This window comes from Ectothiorhodospiraceae bacterium 2226 (assembly GCA_013348725.1).
In the GTDB taxonomy this organism is placed as follows: Bacteria; Pseudomonadota; Gammaproteobacteria.
This window is the reverse complement of record CP054689.1, coordinates 1,032,031-1,050,383: the sequence shown is the minus strand read 5'-3', so window position 1 is coordinate 1,050,383 and position 18,353 is coordinate 1,032,031. Positions and strand designations below refer to the sequence as shown.

The 18,353-nt window shown below is 68.6% G+C and carries 20 protein-coding genes; 13 read left to right on the top strand and 7 right to left on the bottom strand.

Going from position 1 to position 18,353, the window contains the following annotated elements; genetic code table 11:
• Positions 1–299: 299 nt before the first annotated feature.
• Both HUS23_05000 and HUS23_04995 read right to left on the bottom strand, forming a co-directional pair.
• The gene (locus HUS23_05000) at positions 300–1,565 is read right to left on the bottom strand and encodes a 6-phosphofructokinase (GenBank protein QKT03207.1); all 1,266 of its coding nucleotides are present in this window, start codon (positions 1,563–1,565) and stop codon (positions 300–302) included.
• Positions 1,566–1,665: 100 nt separating this feature from the next.
• Complete coding sequence (locus HUS23_04995; GenBank protein ID QKT03206.1) at positions 1,666–1,923, bottom strand: hypothetical protein; 258 nt, start codon at positions 1,921–1,923, stop codon at positions 1,666–1,668.
• Positions 1,924–2,105: 182 nt separating this feature from the next.
• Between HUS23_04995 and HUS23_04990 the strand changes: the two genes are divergently transcribed.
• On the top strand, positions 2,106–3,698 hold the full coding sequence (locus HUS23_04990; GenBank protein ID QKT03205.1) for an adenylate kinase: 1,593 nt from the start codon (positions 2,106–2,108) through the stop codon (positions 3,696–3,698).
• A 41-nt stretch (positions 3,699–3,739) separates the two neighbouring features.
• Here HUS23_04990 and HUS23_04985 read toward each other — a convergent pair whose 3' ends face one another.
• The gene (locus HUS23_04985; GenBank protein QKT03204.1) at positions 3,740–4,957 is read right to left on the bottom strand and encodes a phosphatidylserine/phosphatidylglycerophosphate/cardiolipin synthase family protein; all 1,218 of its coding nucleotides are present in this window, start codon (positions 4,955–4,957) and stop codon (positions 3,740–3,742) included.
• Positions 4,950–6,116: a ribonuclease D gene (rnd, locus tag HUS23_04980; protein ID QKT03203.1), complete on the bottom strand. Its 1,167-nt coding sequence runs from the start codon at positions 6,114–6,116 to the stop codon at positions 4,950–4,952. The genes HUS23_04985 and rnd overlap by 8 nt, the downstream gene beginning before the upstream one ends.
• An 84-nt stretch (positions 6,117–6,200) precedes the next feature.
• Between rnd and HUS23_04975 the strand changes: the two genes are divergently transcribed.
• From HUS23_04975 to HUS23_04955, 5 genes are read left to right on the top strand one after another with little or no spacing between them, the layout of a single operon-like run.
• Entirely contained in the window at positions 6,201–6,707 is a 507-nt protein-coding gene (locus HUS23_04975; protein ID QKT03202.1) for a hypothetical protein, read from the top strand.
• Position 6,708: 1 nt separating this feature from the next.
• Positions 6,709–8,088 carry a UDP-N-acetylmuramate:L-alanyl-gamma-D-glutamyl-meso-diaminopimelate ligase gene (gene mpl / locus HUS23_04970; protein ID QKT03201.1) on the top strand — a complete coding sequence of 460 codons (1,380 nt, stop codon included), beginning with the start codon at positions 6,709–6,711 and terminating at the stop codon, positions 8,086–8,088.
• Positions 8,085–8,720 (top strand): UbiX family flavin prenyltransferase, encoded by a 636-nt coding sequence (locus HUS23_04965; protein QKT03200.1) that lies wholly within the window; start codon positions 8,085–8,087, stop codon positions 8,718–8,720. The genes mpl and HUS23_04965 overlap by 4 nt, the downstream gene beginning before the upstream one ends.
• Entirely contained in the window at positions 8,713–9,303 is a 591-nt protein-coding gene (locus tag HUS23_04960) for an LON peptidase substrate-binding domain-containing protein (GenBank protein ID QKT03199.1), read from the top strand. The genes HUS23_04965 and HUS23_04960 overlap by 8 nt, the downstream gene beginning before the upstream one ends.
• Positions 9,281–9,802 (top strand): TIGR02444 family protein, encoded by a 522-nt coding sequence (locus HUS23_04955; protein QKT03198.1) that lies wholly within the window; start codon positions 9,281–9,283, stop codon positions 9,800–9,802. Before HUS23_04960 ends, HUS23_04955 begins: the two co-directional genes overlap by 23 nt.
• Positions 9,803–9,827: 25 nt before the next feature.
• Here HUS23_04955 and hemL read toward each other — a convergent pair whose 3' ends face one another.
• The 3 genes from hemL to HUS23_04940 are packed head-to-tail and all read right to left on the bottom strand — an operon-like array spanning position 9,828 to position 12,652.
• Positions 9,828–11,117, bottom strand: a complete 1,290-nt coding sequence (gene hemL, locus HUS23_04950; GenBank protein ID QKT03197.1) for a glutamate-1-semialdehyde 2,1-aminomutase — start codon at positions 11,115–11,117, stop codon at positions 9,828–9,830.
• A gap of 60 nt (positions 11,118–11,177) precedes the next feature.
• The gene (locus HUS23_04945) at positions 11,178–11,831 is read right to left on the bottom strand and encodes a thiamine phosphate synthase (GenBank protein ID QKT03196.1); all 654 of its coding nucleotides are present in this window, start codon (positions 11,829–11,831) and stop codon (positions 11,178–11,180) included.
• Entirely contained in the window at positions 11,828–12,652 is an 825-nt protein-coding gene (locus tag HUS23_04940) for a hydroxymethylpyrimidine/phosphomethylpyrimidine kinase (GenBank protein QKT03195.1), read from the bottom strand. Before HUS23_04940 ends, HUS23_04945 begins: the two co-directional genes overlap by 4 nt.
• 109 nt (positions 12,653–12,761) lie before the next feature.
• Here HUS23_04940 and HUS23_04935 point away from each other — a divergent pair, with 109 nt between their 5' ends.
• The 7 genes from HUS23_04935 to hisH all read left to right on the top strand — a co-directional run bounded on the left by HUS23_04935 (position 12,762) and on the right by hisH (position 18,325).
• A complete protein-coding gene (locus tag HUS23_04935; GenBank protein QKT03194.1) occupies positions 12,762–12,926 on the top strand; it encodes a rubredoxin in 165 nt (54 codons plus the stop codon).
• Between the two features lie 97 nt (positions 12,927–13,023).
• Positions 13,024–14,844, top strand: coding sequence for a translational GTPase TypA (gene typA / locus HUS23_04930; GenBank protein QKT03193.1), 1,821 nt, complete (start codon positions 13,024–13,026; stop codon positions 14,842–14,844).
• Positions 14,845–14,873: 29 nt separating this feature from the next.
• Entirely contained in the window at positions 14,874–15,821 is a 948-nt protein-coding gene (gene pip / locus HUS23_04925; protein ID QKT03192.1) for a prolyl aminopeptidase, read from the top strand.
• Positions 15,818–16,270: a D-tyrosyl-tRNA(Tyr) deacylase gene (locus HUS23_04920; protein QKT03191.1), complete on the top strand. Its 453-nt coding sequence runs from the start codon at positions 15,818–15,820 to the stop codon at positions 16,268–16,270. Before pip ends, HUS23_04920 begins: the two co-directional genes overlap by 4 nt.
• Positions 16,267–16,935 (top strand): hypothetical protein, encoded by a 669-nt coding sequence (locus tag HUS23_04915; GenBank protein ID QKT03190.1) that lies wholly within the window; start codon positions 16,267–16,269, stop codon positions 16,933–16,935. Before HUS23_04920 ends, HUS23_04915 begins: the two co-directional genes overlap by 4 nt.
• Before the next feature lie 97 nt (positions 16,936–17,032).
• Positions 17,033–17,626: an imidazoleglycerol-phosphate dehydratase HisB gene (gene hisB / locus HUS23_04910; GenBank protein ID QKT03189.1), complete on the top strand. Its 594-nt coding sequence runs from the start codon at positions 17,033–17,035 to the stop codon at positions 17,624–17,626.
• A gap of 48 nt (positions 17,627–17,674) precedes the next feature.
• Entirely contained in the window at positions 17,675–18,325 is a 651-nt protein-coding gene (gene hisH, locus HUS23_04905) for an imidazole glycerol phosphate synthase subunit HisH (GenBank protein QKT03188.1), read from the top strand.
• Positions 18,326–18,353 lie beyond the last annotated feature (28 nt).

The window sequence follows — 18,353 nt, the reverse complement described above, 5'->3', positions numbered from 1 at the left end:
GGGTTTGAAAAAGGGTGCATAGTATAGCGGCTCCTCCGGGGTAGCGACAGGCGCCCGATGGGGGTTGCACCTTAGAGTATAGGAGTCGCGCGCAGGCGGGGCCGGGCGGCGGCGGACCGCCGCCCGGTGCCCAAGTGTCCGCAGTGAACCCGCGGCTATGGTCCAGGTCCTGTGCCGGACGCGCGGCCTCGGCGCCGCGCTCGCGGGTCATCTCCGCGTGGATGAGCTTGACGCGTTACGGCTTGTAGCCGCTGCCGAGGGCTGCCTGAACGGTCAGCAGTTCGCCCGCCCCGTCAGGGTCATCGTAGTTTGAACTCACCGGCGAGCTTCTTGGGGACCGCCACGTTCTTGAGCGTCACGTACTGCGGCAGGCCGTCCTTGTAGGGCGGGTAGTCCTCGCCTTTGATCAGAGGGGCGAGGTAGGTGCGGCACTTGTCCGTGATATGGAAGCCGTCGCGGGTTATGTAGTCGCGCGGCATGAACTTCTCCACGTTGGCGACCTTGCTGAGCGGCGCCGTGCCGATGGTCCAGCGGTAAGGCTTGTCGGACTTGCGCACGATGGTCGGCATCACCGAGTTCTGACCCTTCAGCGCCAGCTCCACGGCCGCTTTGCCGACCGCGTAGGCCTGATCCACGTCCGTCTTGGAGGCAATATGGCGCGCGGCGCGCTGCAGGTAGTCGGCCACGGCCCAGTGATATTTGTATCCCAACTGGTCCTTGATGAGCTGCGCCACCACCGGGGCCACGCCGCCGAGCTGGGCGTGACCGAAGGCGTCGCGGGTACCTGCCTCGGCGAGGAACTTGCCCTCTTTGTTGCGCACGCCCTCGGACACCACGATGGCGCAGTAGCCGTGGCGCTTCACGGTCTCATCCACCCGCTTCAGGAACTTGCCCTCGTCGAATTCGATCTCGGGGAACAGGATGAGGTGCGGCGCGTCGCCCTCCGCTTGGGCGGCCAGGCCGCCGGCCGCGGCGATCCAGCCGGCGTGTCGGCCCATGACCTCCATCACGAAGATCTTGGTGGAGGTCTTGGCCATGGAGGCGACGTCGAAACCCGCCTCGCGAATGGACACGGCGACATACTTGGCCACCGAGCCAAAGCCCGGGCAGTTGTCGGTGATGGGCAGGTCATTGTCCACGGTCTTGGGGACGTGCACCGCCTGGATCGGGTAGCCCATGGCATCGCCGATCTGCGAGACCTTGAGGCAGGTGTCGGCCGAGTCGCCGCCGCCGTTGTAGAAGAAATAGCCGATGTTGTGTGCCTTGAAGACCTCGATCAGGCGCTCGTACTCCGCCCGATTCTCCTCCAGGCCCTTGAGCTTGTACCGCGCCGAGCCGAACGCCCCAGACGGTGTGTAGCGCAGCCCGGCGATGGACTTGGCGGTCTCTTTGCTGGTGTCGATCAAGTCCTCGGTAAGGGCGCCGATAATGCCGTTACGGCCCGCGTACACCTTGCCGATGCGGTCCTTGTGCTGCCGCGCCGTCTCGATCACGCCGCAGGCACTCGCATTGATCACCGCGGTTACGCCACCGGATTGGGCGTAGAACGCGTTTTTTTTGCTCATTCGTGGTGCTCCTTGTGGTGGCGTCGCTGTTATCATGCGCCCCTTGTGCGCGGGGCGTTGTAAATCAGAATTGGTGTTCAGTTCCGCTCGGGCGTGGTGGTCAATCCGTCGCTCTCCAAACCCTCACGGCGCCGTCGGCCACGTCATCGAATTTCATCGATGCCGGTGCTGTACGCGCTGTAATAACACGGGACGCGCGCCGATAAGCGGTTGGACAGGTGGTGAGGGTCGAATTGCAGGGGCCCGGCCGCAGTTCGGTGTCGGCGAATTCCGCCGCCACCGGTTGATCGACGCGTTCTTTCGCGGCGTTCTTGATCACCCAAGGTTCGGCATCGTCGAAGTCCGCAAACTCGGTCATCGTGTGCACTCCCGGGCGGCACTGCCCGCAACGTTATAGTTCATTGACTTGGGCCTTCGGCTGAGAGTAGCTTAACGTAACTTTGCGCGGGGGGCCTACCGGAACGCGGGCGTGACCAAGCAAATAATTTTTTGTTGACGATAAAAGTAACGAATAAATCTTAACGACGGAGCACGGGTCACATGAGAATCGTACTGCTGGGGGCACCGGGTTCGGGCAAGGGTACACAGGCGAAGATGCTGGTGCAGCGATTCGGCGTGCCGCAGATCTCGACGGGCGACCTGTTGCGCGAAGCGGTCGCGAAACAGACCCCGCTCGGACAGCAGGCCAAGGCGGCCATGGAGGCCGGCCAATTGGTCTCGGACGACATCGTGCTCGGCATCATCGAGGAACGGCTCGCCCAGTCGGACGCCCGCAACGGATTCATTTTGGACGGGTTTCCGCGCAATATCCCGCAGGCCCAGGCACTGGACACCATGCTGGAGAAGGTCGGCAAGCCGCTGCAGGCGGCGCTGCTCATCGAGGTGGACGTCGATGCGCTGATGCAGCGTCTGACCGGGCGGCGCACCTGCGAATCCTGCGGTCAGGTGTACAACATTTATACGTCGCCGCCGAAGCTGGATGACCGCTGCGACAAGTGCGGCGGCATGCTGCTGCATCGGGCGGACGACAACGAGTCCACCATTCGCAACCGCCTGCGCGTGTACGACGCACAAACGCGCCCACTGGTCGATTACTTCAAGCAGCAATCCAAGCTGCGACGGGTGGAGGGCGAGGGCGACATCGAACAGATCTTCGCGCGGATTCGAGGCGTGCTCGACGCACTGGAATCGGGCGCGCCGCGCGAGGCGGCGGCCGCGCCACCCGCCGCACCGGCCCCGCGCCGTGCACAGCCCAAGGTGACGCCGCGTCCGGCCGCGCCGCCTGCCACGGCTGAAGCTGCTCCGGCCAAGGCAGCGGCCAAGGAGGCCGCGCCAGCCAAGAAGGCCGCCACCAAGCAGGCGGCGCCGAAGAAAGCCGCGCCGGCCAAGAAGGCGGCGGTGAAGCAGGCCGCGCCGGCCAAGAAGGCCGCCACCAAGAAGGCGGCGCCGAAGAAGGCCGCGCCGGCCAAGAAGGCCGCCACCAAGAAAGCGGCGGTGAAGAAGGCCGCGCCGGCCAAGAAGGCGGCCACCAAGAAGGCGGCGGTGAAGAAGGCCGCGCCAGCCAAGAAGGCGGCCACCAAGAAGGCGGCCACCAAGAAGGCGGCCACCAAGAAGGCGGCGGCGAAGAAGGCCGCGCCAGCCAAGAAGGCGGCCACCAAGAAGGCCGCGGTGAAGAAGGCCGCGCCGGCCAAGAAGGCCGCCACCAAGAAGGCCGCGGTGAAGAAGGCCGCCCCGACCAAGAAGGCCGCCACCAAGAAGGCGGCGGTGAAGAAGGCCGCCCCGACCAAGAAGGCGGCCACCAAGAAGGCGGCGGTGAAGAAGGCCGCGCCGGCCAAGAAGGCGGCCACCAAGAAGGCGGCGGCGAAGAAGGCCGCCCCGACCAAGAAGGCCGCCACCAAGAAGGCGGCGGTGAAGAAGGCCGCCCCGACCAAGAAGGCCGCCACCAAGAAGGCCGCGACGAAGAAGGCCGCCCCGACCAAGAAGGCCGCCACCAAGAAGGCGCCGGCCAAGAAGGCCGCTGCGAAGAAGTCGCCGGCTAAGAAGTCGCCGGCAAAGAAGGCCGCACCGACCAAGAAGGCCGCCGCCAAGAAGGCGGCCCCGAAGAAAAAAGTGGGCCCGAAGAAAAAGCGCTAGGCGCACCTATGCGGGGCCGCGAGGCGCGGCCCCGCACCGGTTCACGGTTCCCGTCGGCGGCGTCGGCCACGCAAGAGGCCGCGGGCCTGCGTGGCGCGATCGAGCCACAGGTCCATCCGGCCCCAGAACCACTGGAGCAGGCGCTCGTAGTGCGAGCGCCCGCGCCAGTTCTCGTCGCGGTACTCCACCGAAACCCTGAAACTTTCCGTAAACCAGCTTCGTATCTCGGCAGCGAACGCCGCGCTGCGGACTTCCTGATTCGCCTCCAGATTCCAGCGCGTGTTCCAGCGGTCCATGTTGCTGGAGCCGATGGAACACCAGTCATCGCATAAGGCGATCTTGGCGTGCAGACAAGCGGGCTGATACTCGTAGATGCGCACACCGGCCCGCAGTAAGCCGCTGTAGAAGCGCTGACCGGCATAGCGCACGGGCGGGTGGTCGGTGTTGGGGCCGGGAAGCAGCAGGCGTACGTCCACGCCGTTGCGCGCCGCGCGGCGCCACGCGCGACGCATTTTCCAAGACGGTAGGAAGTACGCTGTGGCGATCCAAATGCGCTCCTTCGCGGTGCGGGTCTGGTTGAGTAGCGCGCGCACCAAGTCGCGGTTGTGCCGCCGGTGGCTGAAGGTCACCCGTCCCCGCGCGCCATCCGCGTGGGGCGCGGCGGCCGATGCCGTCAGGCGCAGCGGCCATTGCGCATAACGCGCCCAGGTGAGGCCGAACAGGTGCCGCCAATCGGCGGCGACGGGGCCTTCCGTGCGCACCATCACCTCGTGCCACGGCGCCGCGCCATCGGTGGGCGCGAAGGCATCGGTGAGTCCAGCGCCGCCGGTATAGGCCACCGCGCCGTCGACCAGCAACAGCTTGCGGTGATTGCGTAGCAGGTTGCGCCGAAAGTGGGCGAACTTGAGTGGGTTGTAATAGGCGAGGCGAATGCCCGCTGCCTCGATGCGCAAGCGGTCCGCGCGGGACATTCCCATGCTGCCAAAGGCGTCCAGCAGCATGAAGACCTGCACGCCGCGTTCCGATGCACTGATCAGGGTGTCGAGGAAGCGCTGCAAGACGGCGCCGGACTCGACAAGGTACATCTCGAGCAAGACGTAACGGCTTGCCTGCGCGATATCGCCCAGCATGCGGGGATAGAACGCACCGCCGCCGTTGAGCAGCTCGAAGTGGTTGCCGCCTCGCCACGCAAAGCGAAGGCGCCGCAGTTCGGTGCGTGCGCGGCGGCGTTGCGCGCCGCGCGGGCGCGGCTCAGGCATCGAGGAGTTGGAGGCGCCCGGCTTGAACGCGCAGGGTCAACTCGCCCTTCAGCACGCCTTGCAGGGCGGTACCGCACACCGCCTGGCGCCAGCCGTGTAGGACGGCGACATCGTCATCGCCCTGCACCAAGCGTTCGAGTTCGCGTCGCGAGGTCAGCGCCGCCGCACTGATGCCCTCGCGCGCGGCCACGGTGCGCACCGTGGCCATCAGGGCATCCACCAGGGCCTCTTCGTGCACCGCCAAGCGCACGCGCGCCGACGCCGCCGGCCAGTCATCGCGCGGCAGGCGGGCGGCCTCGGCGAGCACCGCGAGTACCGCGGGCGCGTCGTTCAGCAGCGCACCCTCGACGCCGCGGATGCGCGCGAGCGCCGCGGCATCGTGCGGCGCGCGGCGCGCGATGTCGATCAGCACGGGATCGGCCGCCACCCAGCGCCGCGGGCGATCGAGCGTCATGGCCTTGCGCTCGCGCCACACGGTGAGCGCGTTCAGCAGTGCCAACTGGCGCCCGCGCAGGGCCTGGGCCCCGGATACCTTCTGCCAAGCCGTTTCCTCGCTCCAGGCGTACAGCGCCGGGTCGCTGAGGGCCGCGAACTCCTCGTCCAGCCAATTCCTACGGCCGCGTCGCACCAGTTCCCTCTCCAGGCGCTCATACAACGGCCCCAGGTAGCGCACGTCGTCCGCCGCGTATTGCAATTGCTCCTCGGCGAGCGGCCGCTGGCTCCAGTCGGTGCGCGTGTGCGCCTTGTCGAGGCGCACGTTCAGCACCGCCTCGACAAGGCCGGCGTAGCCGATCTGATCGCCATAGCCCAGTACGGTGGCCGCCAGCTGTGTATCGAAGATGTTGGGCGGCGGGGCGCTGCGGGTCTGGCTCAGAATCTCCAGGTCCTGGCGCGCGGCGTGCATGACCTTCACGATGTCGGCGCGATACAGCACCTCCAGCAGCGGAGCGATGTCCACCGCCAGCGGGTCCACGCACGCGCCCACATCCCCCGTGCTAACCTGGATCAGACATAGCTGCGCGTAATAAGTCTTCTCGCGCAGAAACTCGGTATCCACCCCGATCCACGGCTGCGCGGCCAAGCGGTCGCACAGCGCCCGTAAAGCATCGGGAGTGTCTACGTAGAGGAAGGTGTCCGTCGGGGCGTCTTGCAGGCTCATGCGCTCAGCATATCAGCATGCACGCGAAGCGCGCAGGCGGGCGCTTGCGGCGCCGGTCCGCGTCATCGGAGGTCGTGGCAGCCCGTGAACGTGCTGGTGAGCGTCTACTGGCAGATCTGCACCCTACGCCTGGGCCCGGATGTGCTGCCGCGCTCGGGCTTGCTGGTGCTGCTGGCGCTGGGCGCGCACTGGGCGGTGGGCACGCTGCTGGAGGCCGCCATGTTGCCGCCGCGACAGGCAGTGCTTGCGGCCGTCGTTGCCACGCTTATCATGGTGGGCCTCACCCATGCGCTGTTGCTCGCGCGCGGCAAGGCGGCGCGCACCGGTCAGACCGTGGCCGCGCTGGGGGGATGCGACGCCCTGATCGGGATCCTCGCTTGGCCGCTGATGTTGTGGATGGCGGAGAGCGATCCCACCCCGCTGCCGGCGGCGCTCGCCTGGCTCGGGTTCATGGTCTGGGGTATCGCGATACACAGCCACATTTTGCGGCATGCCCTGGGGGTTTCTCCGTTGGTCGGGGTGGCCGTGGCGCTGGGCTACCGGGTCGTGGCGCTAACGGTGTTCGGCACCTTTTTCTATGCGGAGACGTAGCATGCACATCCACATCCTCGGCATATGCGGCACCTTCATGGGGGGCGCCGCCCTGCTGGCGCGCGCCCTCGGGCACCGGGTCACTGGGTCCGACGCCAACGTCTATCCGCCCATGAGCACGCTGCTGGCCGAGCAGGGCATCGACGTCTCGTCGGGATACGAGCCGGCGCACCTGGAGCCCGCGCCTGATCTGGTGGTCATCGGCAACGCCCTGTCGCGCGGCAATCCGGCGGTCGAACACGTGCTGGATCGCGGCTTACGCTATACGTCGGGGCCGGCATTCCTGGCCGACCACGTGCTCGCCGAGCGCTGGGTGCTGGCGGTGGCCGGCACGCACGGCAAGACCACCACCAGTAGTATGCTGGCCTGGATACTGGAAGATGCCGGCCTCGCGCCGGGCTTCCTGATCGGCGGCGTGCCGCGCAACTTCGGGGTCTCGGCGCGGCTTGGCGACACGCCGTTCTTCGTGGTGGAGGCCGATGAGTACGACACCGCGTTTTTCGACAAGCGCTCCAAGTTCGTGCACTACCGCCCGCGTACCGCGGTGCTGAACAACCTCGAGTTCGATCACGCCGATATCTTTCCCGACCTCGCCGCCATCCAACGCCAGTTCCACCACTTGGTGCGCACGGTGCCGGGCAGCGGGCTCATTATCGCCCCGCACGACGACCCGGCCCTCGACCAGGTGTTGGCCGAAGGCTGCTGGACGCCGGTCGAGCGCAGCGGCGACCCGGGCGGCTGGCATGCCCGTCTCACCCAGCCCGACGGCAGCGCGTTCGAGGTGTGGCAGGGCGAACAGCCGCACGGCACGGTGCGCTGGGGGCTGCTCGGCGCGCACAACGTGCAGAACGCGCTGCACGCCCTGCTGGCCGCCCGCCACGCGGGCGTCGCGATCGAGCAGGGCTGCGCCGCCCTCGGGCGCTTCGAGAGCGTCAAGCGGCGTCTGGAGTTGCGCGGCGAGATCGGCGGCGTGGCCGTGTACGACGACTTCGCGCATCACCCCACCGCCATCGCAACGACCCTGCAGGGCCTGCGTCGCCGGGCACCCGCGCGTCGCCTGGTGGCCCTGCTGGAGCCGCGCTCCAACACCATGCGCATGGGCGTGCACAAGGACAGCCTGGCGGACTCGCTGCGCGAGGCCGACGCGGTGTTCCTGTACGCCCCGCCTGATCTGGGTTGGTCGTTGGAGGGCGTCGCGCAGGCCCTCGGCGAGGCCGCCCAGGTGCACGACAGCGTCGACGCCCTGGTGGCGGCGGTGGTGGACGGGGCGGGGCCCGACGACCACATCGTCGTCATGAGCAACGGCGCCTTTGGCGGGGTGCACGAGCGCCTGCTCGCGGCGCTGAAGGCGCGGGTGGCCGGGGCGGTGACGTCCGCATGACCGTGCCGTCGGCCAGCGCCGAGGCGCCGGTGGCAGTGGCCGCGACCGGCGCCTCGGGTGCCCCTTACGCCTTGCGTCTGCTCGAATGCCTGGTGCAGGCGGGGCGGCGAGTCTATTTCATGGCCTCGGCGCCGGCCCAGATCGTGTTCGCGACCGAGACCGATCTCACGCTGCCCGGGCGGCCGCAGGCTATGCAGGCCGTGCTCGCCGAGCGTCTGGGGGCGGCCGAGGGCCAACTGGAGGTCTTCGGCCGTGACCAGTGGACCGCGCCGGTGGCCAGCGGCTCCAACCCGCCCGCCGCGCTCGTGGTCTGTCCGTGCTCGACCGGCACCCTGTCGGCCATCGCCTGCGGCGCGAGCAACAACCTCATCGAGCGCGCGGCGGACGTGATGCTCAAGGAGCGCCGGCCGCTGATCCTGGTGCCGCGCGAGACGCCGCTGTCGGCCATCCACCTGGAGAACATGGCGAAGCTGGCGCATATGGGCGCGATCATACTGCCGGCCGCGCCCGGTTTTTATCACCGACCGGAAGCGGTGAGCGACTTGGTGGACTTCGTGGTGGCGCGCATACTGGACCACCTCGGAGTGACGCACGACCTGGTAGGACGCTGGGGGTATGCCGCACATGAGTGAAACGACCATTCCGCTGTTCCCGCTGCACGCGGTCTTGTTCCCGGAAGGGGCACTGCCGCTGCGCATCTTCGAGTCGCGTTATCTCGACATGATCAGCGAGTGCCTGCGCACCGAGTGCGGCTTCGGCGTGTGTCTGATCCGCGAGGGCTCGGAGGTGGGGCCGGCGGCCAAGGCCTATGAGGTGGGTACCCTCAGCCGGATCTCTTATTGGCACAAGCGTAAGGACGGACTGCTCGGCGTCACCGCGGTGGGGGAGCAGCGCTTTCGCATCCTGGATCAGGAAGTGCGCACCAATCAGGTGACCGTGGCGCGCGTGGCGCTGATCGAGAACGAGCCGGCCGCCGCCCTGCCGGAGAAGCATCAGCCGCTGGCCGATTTCCTGCGCGAGATCATGGCCCAACTTGGACCACCCCACACCACCCGTCCACAGCGGCTCGACGATGCCGGCTGGGTGGGCGGCCGCCTCTGCGAACTCCTGCCCCTGCCGCTTTCCCAGAAGCAGTATCTGCTGCAACTCAGCGACCCGCTGGAGCGCCTCGACCGGCTGGCGGAGATGCTGCGTGAACTCGCCATCCGCCGCTGAGGCCGAAGCCGACGAACTGGCGGCCTCGTTCTGGGACTACTCGCTCGACGTTTACGCCCGCCCCGGTGTCGCCGACAGCTGCCTGCGTCTGCAGGACGAGGCGGGCCTGGATGTGAACCTCCTGCTGCTGTGCGGCTGGCTGGCGATGCGCGGACGTGGGTCGCTGGATGCCGCGGCGGCGCGGCACTTGGAGAGTGCTGCCGCGCCCTGGCGACACGCGGTGCTCGCGCCGCTGCGCGCCGCGCGGCGGCGCCTCAAGCCCGCCGCCGCGCACGATGCGCGTGTCGCCGCCCTGCGCCGGCGCCTCGCGGAGCTGGAGCTGCGCGCCGAGCGCGTGGCGCAGGCGTTGCTGGTGCGTGCGCTGCCGGCCGTGCGCTTGGTGCCGCCGCGCGGGCGGCGGGCCGACGCTGCGGCGAGCCTGGCGGCCTATGCGGGCGCCGCGCTTGCCGCGGACGAGCGCGAATCGCTGCTGAACGCGCTGACCGCGGGCGGCGACTAGCCGCCGGGCGGAGGTGCGCCGCGCCTCAGGCGTCGGCGAGCGTGCGCAGCACGCGCCCGGCCGCCTCGATGGTCTCGTCGATCACCGACTCGGTGTGGGCGCTGGACACGAAGCCCGCCTCGAAGGCCGAGGGCGCGAGGTACACCCCTTCCTCCAGCATGCCGTGGAAGAAGGCCTTGAACCGCTCCACGTCGCAGGCGGTGGCTTCCTTGAACGAGCGCACGGCCTCGGCCTCGGTGAAGAACAGCCCGAACATGCCGCCCACCGCCACGCCGCTCATTGGTATGCCCGCCGCGCGGGCCTGCGCGAGCACGCCGTCCACCAGGCGCGCCGCGAGCAGGCTGAGGCGGTCGTAGAAACCGGCCTGCTGAATCGCGCGCAGGGTGGCGAGCCCGGCGGCCATGGCCACCGGGTTCCCCGACAGCGTGCCCGCCTGATAGACCGGCCCGAGTGGGGCGATGTGCTCCATGATCTCGCGGCGTCCGCCAAAGGCCGCCACCGCGAGGCCGCCGCCCAGCACCTTGCCGAGCGTGGTGAGGTCGGGGCGCACGCCGTACCGCGCCTGCGCGCCGCCGAGCGCCACCCGGAAGCCGGTCATTACTTCATCGAAGATGAGTACGGCGCCGTGCTCGTCGCACACCGCGCGCAGGCCTTCCAGGAAACCCTCCGCCGGCGGAATGCAGTTCATATTGCCCGCCACCGGTTCGACGATGATGGCGGCGATCTTGTCGCCCATCTCGGCGAACACGCGGCGCACCTGCTCGAGGTCGTTGTAGTCCAGGGTCAGGGTGTGGCGCGCGAGGTCGGCCGGCACCCCGGGCGAGGTGGGGATGCCGAGCGTGAGCGCGCCCGAGCCCGCCTTGACCAGCAGTGAGTCGGCGTGACCGTGATAGCAGCCCTCGAACTTTACGATGGCGTCGCGCCCGGTGTAGCCGCGCGCCAGTCGAATGGCCGTCATGGTGGCTTCGGTGCCGGAGCTGACCATGCGCACCAGTTCCATGGAGGGAACCAGCGCGGTCACGGTCTCGGCCACCTCGGTCTCGATCGCGGTGGGCGCCCCGAAGCCGAGGCCCTTGGCGGCCGCCTCCTGCACCGCGCGCACCACCTCGGGGTGGGCGTGGCCGAGGATCAGCGGCCCCCAGGAGCCCACGTAATCGGCGTAGCGGCGCCCGTCTTCGTCCCACAGGTAGGGGCCTTCGCCGCGCGCGAAGAACAGCGGGTCGCCGCCCACGCCGCGAAAGGCGCGCACCGGCGAATTCACGCCGCCGGGGATGACGCGCTGGGCGCGCTCGAACAGCTCCTGGGACCGGCTCATGATGGGCTCCTTGCTGGGTTGTGTGGTTAGGGGTCCGCCGCCCGGGCCTCGGGCGGCCGGCTACGGAGGTGGCGGCGCCGGAAACAGCGCGGCGAGGGCGCGCGCGGCGGCTTCCACGTCGGGTCGGCCGAACACCCCGTCGATCACCGCCAGCATGTCGGCCCCGGCCTCCACCAGGCGCCGCCCATTCTCGGCGGTGATGCCCCCGATCGCAACCAGCGGCACCCCCTGCGGTTTCCCCGGCGGTACCCTCAGCACCGCACGCGCCTCGCGCAGCAGCGCCGGGTCCGCCTGCACGGCATCGGGCTTGGTGCGCGACGGGAAGAAGCGGCCGAAGGCCACGTAATCGGCGCCGGCGGCCTGGGCCGCCTGGGCGAGGTCCAGACGGTTGTAGCAGGACACGCCGATGAGGCCGTGGGGCAGGCGGGCACGGGCGCGCGCGATGGCCGCATCCTCGCGCCCGATGTGCACCCCATCGGCGCCCACGGCGGCGGCCAGGTCCGCATCGTCGTTGACGATGAACAGCGCGGCGGCGCGGCGGCAGAGCGCGGCCAGTTGCGCGGCCTGGCGCTGCCGCTGGGCGGGCGGCAGGTGTTTGGCGCGGTACTGGACGGCGCGGGCGCCGCCCGCCAGGGCGGCGGATACCAGCGCGCTCAGCCGCTCGTCGTCCGCCAGTTCGGGCGTGACGACATACAGCCCCTGCAGCGCGATCAAGGTTCGCCGTCCCCCGCTTCCTCGTCGCCGCGTGCCCAGAACAGGCGGTTGGGCAGCAGTTGGCCCTGCCCGGCCGCGTAGGCATGCTCCAGCGTGCGGTAGGTATACTCCTGCGCCTCGTGCACCGCCGCGAGCGGCTCCAGCCCCTGCGCGAGCAGCCCGGCAATGGCCGAGGCGAGGGTGCAGCCCGAGCCGTGATAACTGTGCGGCAGGCGGTCCCACTGGAAGGACTCGAGGCGCCTGTGGTTGCCGTAGAAGGTATTTACCACCGGGTCGCCGCGCTCATGTGTGCCGGTGATGAGCACGAACTCGCAGCCGGTCGCCTGCAGTTCCTGCGCGCAGGCGTCCAGGGTGTCCGCCTCGGGCGCGAGGCGGCGGGCCTCCAGGCTGTTGGGGGTGAGGATGGTGGTGAGCGGCAGCAGCAGGGCGGTGATTGCGTCCATCAGCACGTCGTCGGCCAGCGGGCGGCCGCCGCCGGCCGCGAGCACCGGGTCGAACACCACCGGGATCTCGGGGTGGTCCAGCAGCAGCGTGTGGATGGCGCTGGCGTTTTCGGCGCTGCCGATGAGGCCGATCTTGAAACAGGCGATCGGCACGTCGAGCAGGACCGCGCGGGCCTGCTCGACCACCAGCGCGGCGTCCACAGGCCGTACCTCCACCACGTTGCGGGTGTCTTGGACGGTCAGGGCGGTGATCACCGGGGCCGCGTGGCAGCCCATGCTGATGATGGTCTCGATGTCGGCCTGGATGCCGGCGCCGCCGGTCGGGTCGTTGCCGGCGAAGCTCATTACCGCCGGCACGCGGGCGTGGTGTTGGGTCATGGCTCGCACTCGTTGTCTGCCACAATTTTACACCGCTTTCGGCGCGCGCGCGGGGCTTCACAGGCGGGGCGGGCGCTGCCAGAATTTCGCCCTCAACGGAGGAGGTGACATGAAAACCTGGATGTGCGTGGTGTGCGGTTGGGTGTACGAGGAGGAGGCGGGCGCGCCCGAAGAGGGCCTTGCGCCCGGTACGCGCTGGGAAGACGTGCCCGACACCTGGGTGTGTCCCGACTGCGGCGCCGCCAAGTCCGACTTCGAGATGATCGAGCTCTGAACGGCGCTTGTGATCGTCCGCACTGAACCGGCACCTGACGTTTGTCCCGCCAAATTGGTATAATGCTCGGCTGACCCTTCCTCCGCGGTAGCTCCTCGTGATCCAGAACCTTCGCAATATCGCCATCATCGCCCACGTCGACCACGGCAAGACCACGCTCGTCGACAAGCTCCTCCAGCAGTCCGGCACCTTCGGCGAGCGCTTCACGCCCGTCGAGCGCGTGATGGACTCCAACGACCTGGAGAAGGAGCGCGGCATCACCATCCTGGCCAAGAACACGGGCCTGCGCTGGCGCGAGTGGCGCATCAACATCGTGGACACCCCCGGCCACGCCGATTTCGGCGGCGAGGTCGAGCGTGTGATGAACATGGTCGACTCGGTCCTGCTGCTGGTGGACGCGGTGGACGGGCCCATGCCGCAGACCCGCTTCGTGACCCAGAAGGCGCTGGAACGGGGGCTGCGTCCGATCGTGGTGATCAACAAGATCGACCGCCCCGGCGCACGTCCCGCTTGGGTACTGGATCAGACCTTCGACCTGTTCGACCGCCTCGGCGCGACCGAAGAGCAGCTCGACTTCCCGGTGGTGTACGCCTCCGGTCTGCAAGGTTATGCAGGTCTCGATTCCGAGGTGCGCGAGGGCGACATGACGCCGCTGTTCGAGGCCATCGTGAAGTACGCGCCCGAGCCGCCGGTTGACCTCGATGGGCCGTTCCAGCTGCAGGTTTCCTCGCTGGACTACAACAGCTACGTCGGCGTGATGGGCATCGGGCGCATCCAGCGCGGGCGCATCAAGGCCAACAGCCCGGTGGTGCTGGTCGATCGCGACGGGCGCCGGCGCAACGCGCGCCTTCTGCAGGTGATGGGCTTTCACGGCCTGGAGCGCGTCGAACTGCCGGAGGCGCAGGCGGGGGACATCGTCACCTTCACCGGCATCGACGACCTGCACATCTCCGATACCCTGTGCGATCCCACCCACGTCGAGGCCCTGCCGCCGCTGGCGGTGGACGAGCCCACCGTCACGATGACCTTCCAGGTCAACAACTCGCCCTTCGCCGGGCGCGACGGCAAGTTCGTCACCTCGCGTCAGATCCGTGACCGCCTGGAGCGCGAGCTGCTGCATAACGTCGCGCTGCGCGTGGCCGAAACCGACGACCCGGACAAGTTTCGCGTCTCCGGGCGCGGCGAGCTGCACCTCGGCGTGTTGATCGAGAATATGCGCCGCGAGGGCTACGAGCTCGGCGTGTCGCGTCCAGAGGTCATCACTCGCGAGGTCGACGGCCAGCTCGAGGAGCCCTTCGAGCAGGTGGTGATCGACATCGAGGACGCCCACCAGGGCAACGTGATGGAATTGCTCGGCGCGCGCGGCGGCGAGCTCACCAACATGGTGCCCGATGGTCAGGGCCGCGTGCGCCTCGACTACATCGCTCCCGCCCGCGGCCTGATCGGGTTGCGTACCGAGTTTCTGAGCGCCACGCAGGGCGGCGGCCTGATCTACACCGTGTTCGACCACTATGGCCCCTACAAGCGCGGCGATTACGGCCAGCGCAACAACGGCGTGCTGATCGCCAACGGCGCCGGCAAGGCGCTGGGCTATGCGCTGTTCAACCTGCAGGAGCGCGGGCGCATGTTCATCGCCCCCGGCGACGAAGTCTACGAGGGCATGGTCATCGGCCTGCACGTGCGCGACAACGACCTGGTGGTCAACCCGTTGAAGGCCAAGCAACTCACCAACATTCGCGCGGCCGGCAGCGATGAGAACATCCTGCTCACGCCGCCGATCCGCATGACCCTGGAGCAGGCGCTGGAGTTCATCGACGACGACGAGTTGGTCGAGGTCACCCCCAAGGCGATCCGGCTGCGCAAGAAACTGTTGCTCGAGCACGAGCGCAAACGCGCCTCGCGCGCGGCGGCCGGCTAAGCCGGACCGCGCCGAACTAGGGAGGATTCGTGCGCCAACTGTATCCGGAGATCGTGCCGTACGTGCAGCACACGCTGGCGGTGGAGCCGCCGCACGAGCTGCACGTGGAGGAGAGCGGGAATCCGCATGGCATTCCGGTACTGTTCGTGCACGGCGGGCCCGGCGCGGGCTGCGAACCCTACCACCGGCGCTTTTTCGATCCCGAGCGCTACCGCATCGTGCTGTTCGATCAGCGCGGCTGCGGACGCTCCACGCCGCACGCCGAACTCGCCGGTAACACCAGCCAGGCGTTGGTGGCCGACATGGAACGCATCCGTACGCACCTGGGCATCGATCGCTGGGTGCTGTTCGGCGGTTCCTGGGGCTCCACGCTCAGTCTCCTGTATGCGCAGACGCACCCTGAGCGGGTGCGCGCCCTGGTGCTGCGCGGCATATTTTTGTGTCGCCCGCGCGAAATAGACTGGTTCTATCAGGATGGGGCGAGTCGCATTTTTCCCGACGCCTGGGAGGATTTTATCGCCCCTATCCCCGAAGGCGAGCGCGAGGCCTTGGTGCCGGCCTACCATCGGCGGTTGACCTCAGACAACGAGCTGGCGCGCATGCAGGCCGCCAAGGCCTGGTCGCACTGGGAGGGCGCCACCTCCACGCTGCGCGGCAGCCGCGCGGTGCAGGATCACTTCGACAAGCCTTACACCGCGCTCAGTCTGGCGCGCATCGAGTGCCACTACTTTTTGAACGACAGCTTCCTCGCGCCCGATCAGCTGCTGCGCGATGCCCTGCGCCTGGCGGACATCCCCGGTGTGATCGTGCAGGGGCGCTACGACGTCGTGTGTCCGATGGAGAGCGCCTGGGCGCTGCACAAGGCCTGGCCGCGCGCCGAGCTGGTGGTGGTGCCCGATGCGGGTCACTCGGCCAGCGAACCGGGCATCGTCGACGTCCTCGTGCGCGCCACCGACCGGTTCGCGGCCGAGGCGTGATTGCTCTGTTGCAGCGCGTCCGTGAGGCCGCCGTCGAGGTGGCGGGCGAGCGCGTGGCGGCTATCGAGCGCGGGCTGCTGGCGCTGGTCGGCGTGCAGCGCGGCGACGGCGAGCGTCAAGCCGAGCGCCTGCTCGAGCGGGTGCTCGGTTACCGCGTGTTTCCCGATGACGAGGGTCGCATGAACCTGTCGGTGCGGGATGTCGAGGGCGCCGTGTTATGGGTGCCGCAGTTCACGCTGGCGGCCGACACGGCCAAGGGTACGCGCCCGAGCTTTACCCCCGCGGCAGCGCCCGCCGAGGGCCGGCGCCTGTTCGATTACCTGCTGACGCGTGCCGCGGCGGCGCCGGTGCGCTGCGCGCAGGGGCGTTTCGGGGCGGATATGGCGGTCAGCCTGGTGAACGACGGGCCGGTCACGTTTTGGTTGGAAGTGCCTCCGGAGGCGCAATGAAGAAGGTGCTGGTCGCAGGACTCGGCGTGGTGGCGCTGCTGTTGCTGGTGTTGGTCTGGCGCGTGCCGGTCGACCTGGAGCAGCCCGCGGGCGAGCAGTTGCTGCCCTGGCAGATCGTGGTCCATCCCGACGGCACCAACGAGGTGTTCGGCGTGCGCCTTGGGCACGCCACCGTGGCCGAGGCCGAGGCGATCCTCGGCAAGCGGGCGCGTCTAGCGCTGTTTCAGGACGAGGACACGCTGGCGCTGGAGGTCTATTACGGCGAGGTGACGCTGAGCGGGCTGAGCGGCCAGGTGATGGGACACATCGACCTGCCACAGGATGAACTGCAGGCGCTGCACGAGCGCGCCGGCCAGTGGCGGCCCACCGGCGGCGGCGGGCGGCGTATGCCCTTGTCGGAAGCGGACGACAACGCCCAGCGCGCCCGCGCGGTGCTGGCCAGCCTCGCCTATGTGTCTTATGCCAAGCTGGAGCCGGCGCTGTTGCTGCGGCGCTTCGGCGAGCCCGAGGAGCGGGTCCGACTCGACGCCGAGCGCGAGCACTGGCTGTATCCCGACAAGGGGCTCGATATCCTCACCCAGGCGCGCGGGCGCGAGGTCCTGCAGTACGTGCCGCCGCGCGACTTCGATCGCTTGCGCACGCCCTTGAGTGTCACGCAGGAGTAGTGCCGCCGCGGGTCTCCCGGCGGCGCGGTTTCTCGCCGTGCCGCAGTTAAGGTAAACTGCCCGTCGGCTCCCACTGGCGGGAGCGTGGACAGGATCAATGAGCAAGCGCAGCGCCAGCATCACCCGCGACACCCTGGAGACCAGCGTCGAGATCGCGCTCGACCTGGACGGCACCGGCCGCGCGGACCTCGCCACCGGCGTGCCCTTCCTCGACCACATGTTGGATCAAGTGGCGCGTCACGGGATGATGGACCTGCGGGTGCAGGCCCGCGGCGATCTGCACATCGACGCCCACCACACCGTGGAGGACGTCGGCATCACCTTCGGGCAGGCGATGGCGCAAGCGCTCGACGACAAGAAGGGCATTCGTCGTTACGGGCACGCCTACGTGCCCCTGGACGAGGCCCTGTCGCGCGTGGTGATCGACTTCTCGGGCCGCCCCGGCCTCGAGTTCCATGTCGACTTCCCGCGCGCGCGCATTGGGGACTTCGATGTGGATCTGGTGCACGAGTTCTTCCAGGGCTTTGTCAATCACGCCCTGGTGACCCTGCACGTCGACGCCTTGCGCGGGCGCAACGCACACCACATCGCCGAGACCGTGTTCAAGGCCTTCGGGCGCGCCCTGCGGGCCGCCAGCGAGCGCGATCCGCGCATGGAAGGTCAGATGCCTTCGACCAAGGGAAGCCTGTAAGAGCGGCTATCGTGTTCTTGTCCGAGTCATCCACAAGCGAGGGCTAGCGTGTCCACCGTCGCCGTCATCGACTACGGCATGGGCAATTTGCATTCGGTCGCCAAGGCGCTGGAACACGCCGGGGTCGACGGTGTGCAGGTTGCCGTCACCGACGATCCCCGGATCATTCGTAGCGCCGAGCGCGTGGTGCTGCCCGGCGTCGGCGCGATGCGCGACTGCATGGCGGAGCTGCAGGCACGCGGCCTCACCGATGTGGTGCGCGAGGTGGCCGCCGATCGGCCGTTCCTCGGCGTATGCGTGGGCATGCAGGCCCTGATGCAGCGCAGCGCCGAGAACAACGGCGTCGAGTGTCTCGGCGTCCTCCCGGGCGCCGTGGAGTACTTCGGCGATGCCCTGGTGGACCCGGTCAGCGGCGAGCGCCTCAAGGTGCCGCACATGGGGTGGAACGAGGTTCAGCAGACCATGGCGCACCCGCTGTGGAAGGGCATCCCGCCCGGCGCGCGGTTCTACTTCGTGCACAGTTATTTCGTGCAGCCGGCCGGCCCGGAGTTGGTCGCCGGCTCCGCTCACCATGGTTTTCCCTTTGCCGCCGCGCTCGCGCGCGGCAACCTCTTTGCGGTGCAGTTTCATCCGGAGAAGAGCCAGCATGTCGGCCTGCGTCTGTATGCCAACTTCCTGTCGTGGAATGGGCGTTTGTAGGCGGATCGGCCGCTCAGCCAAGGGGAGA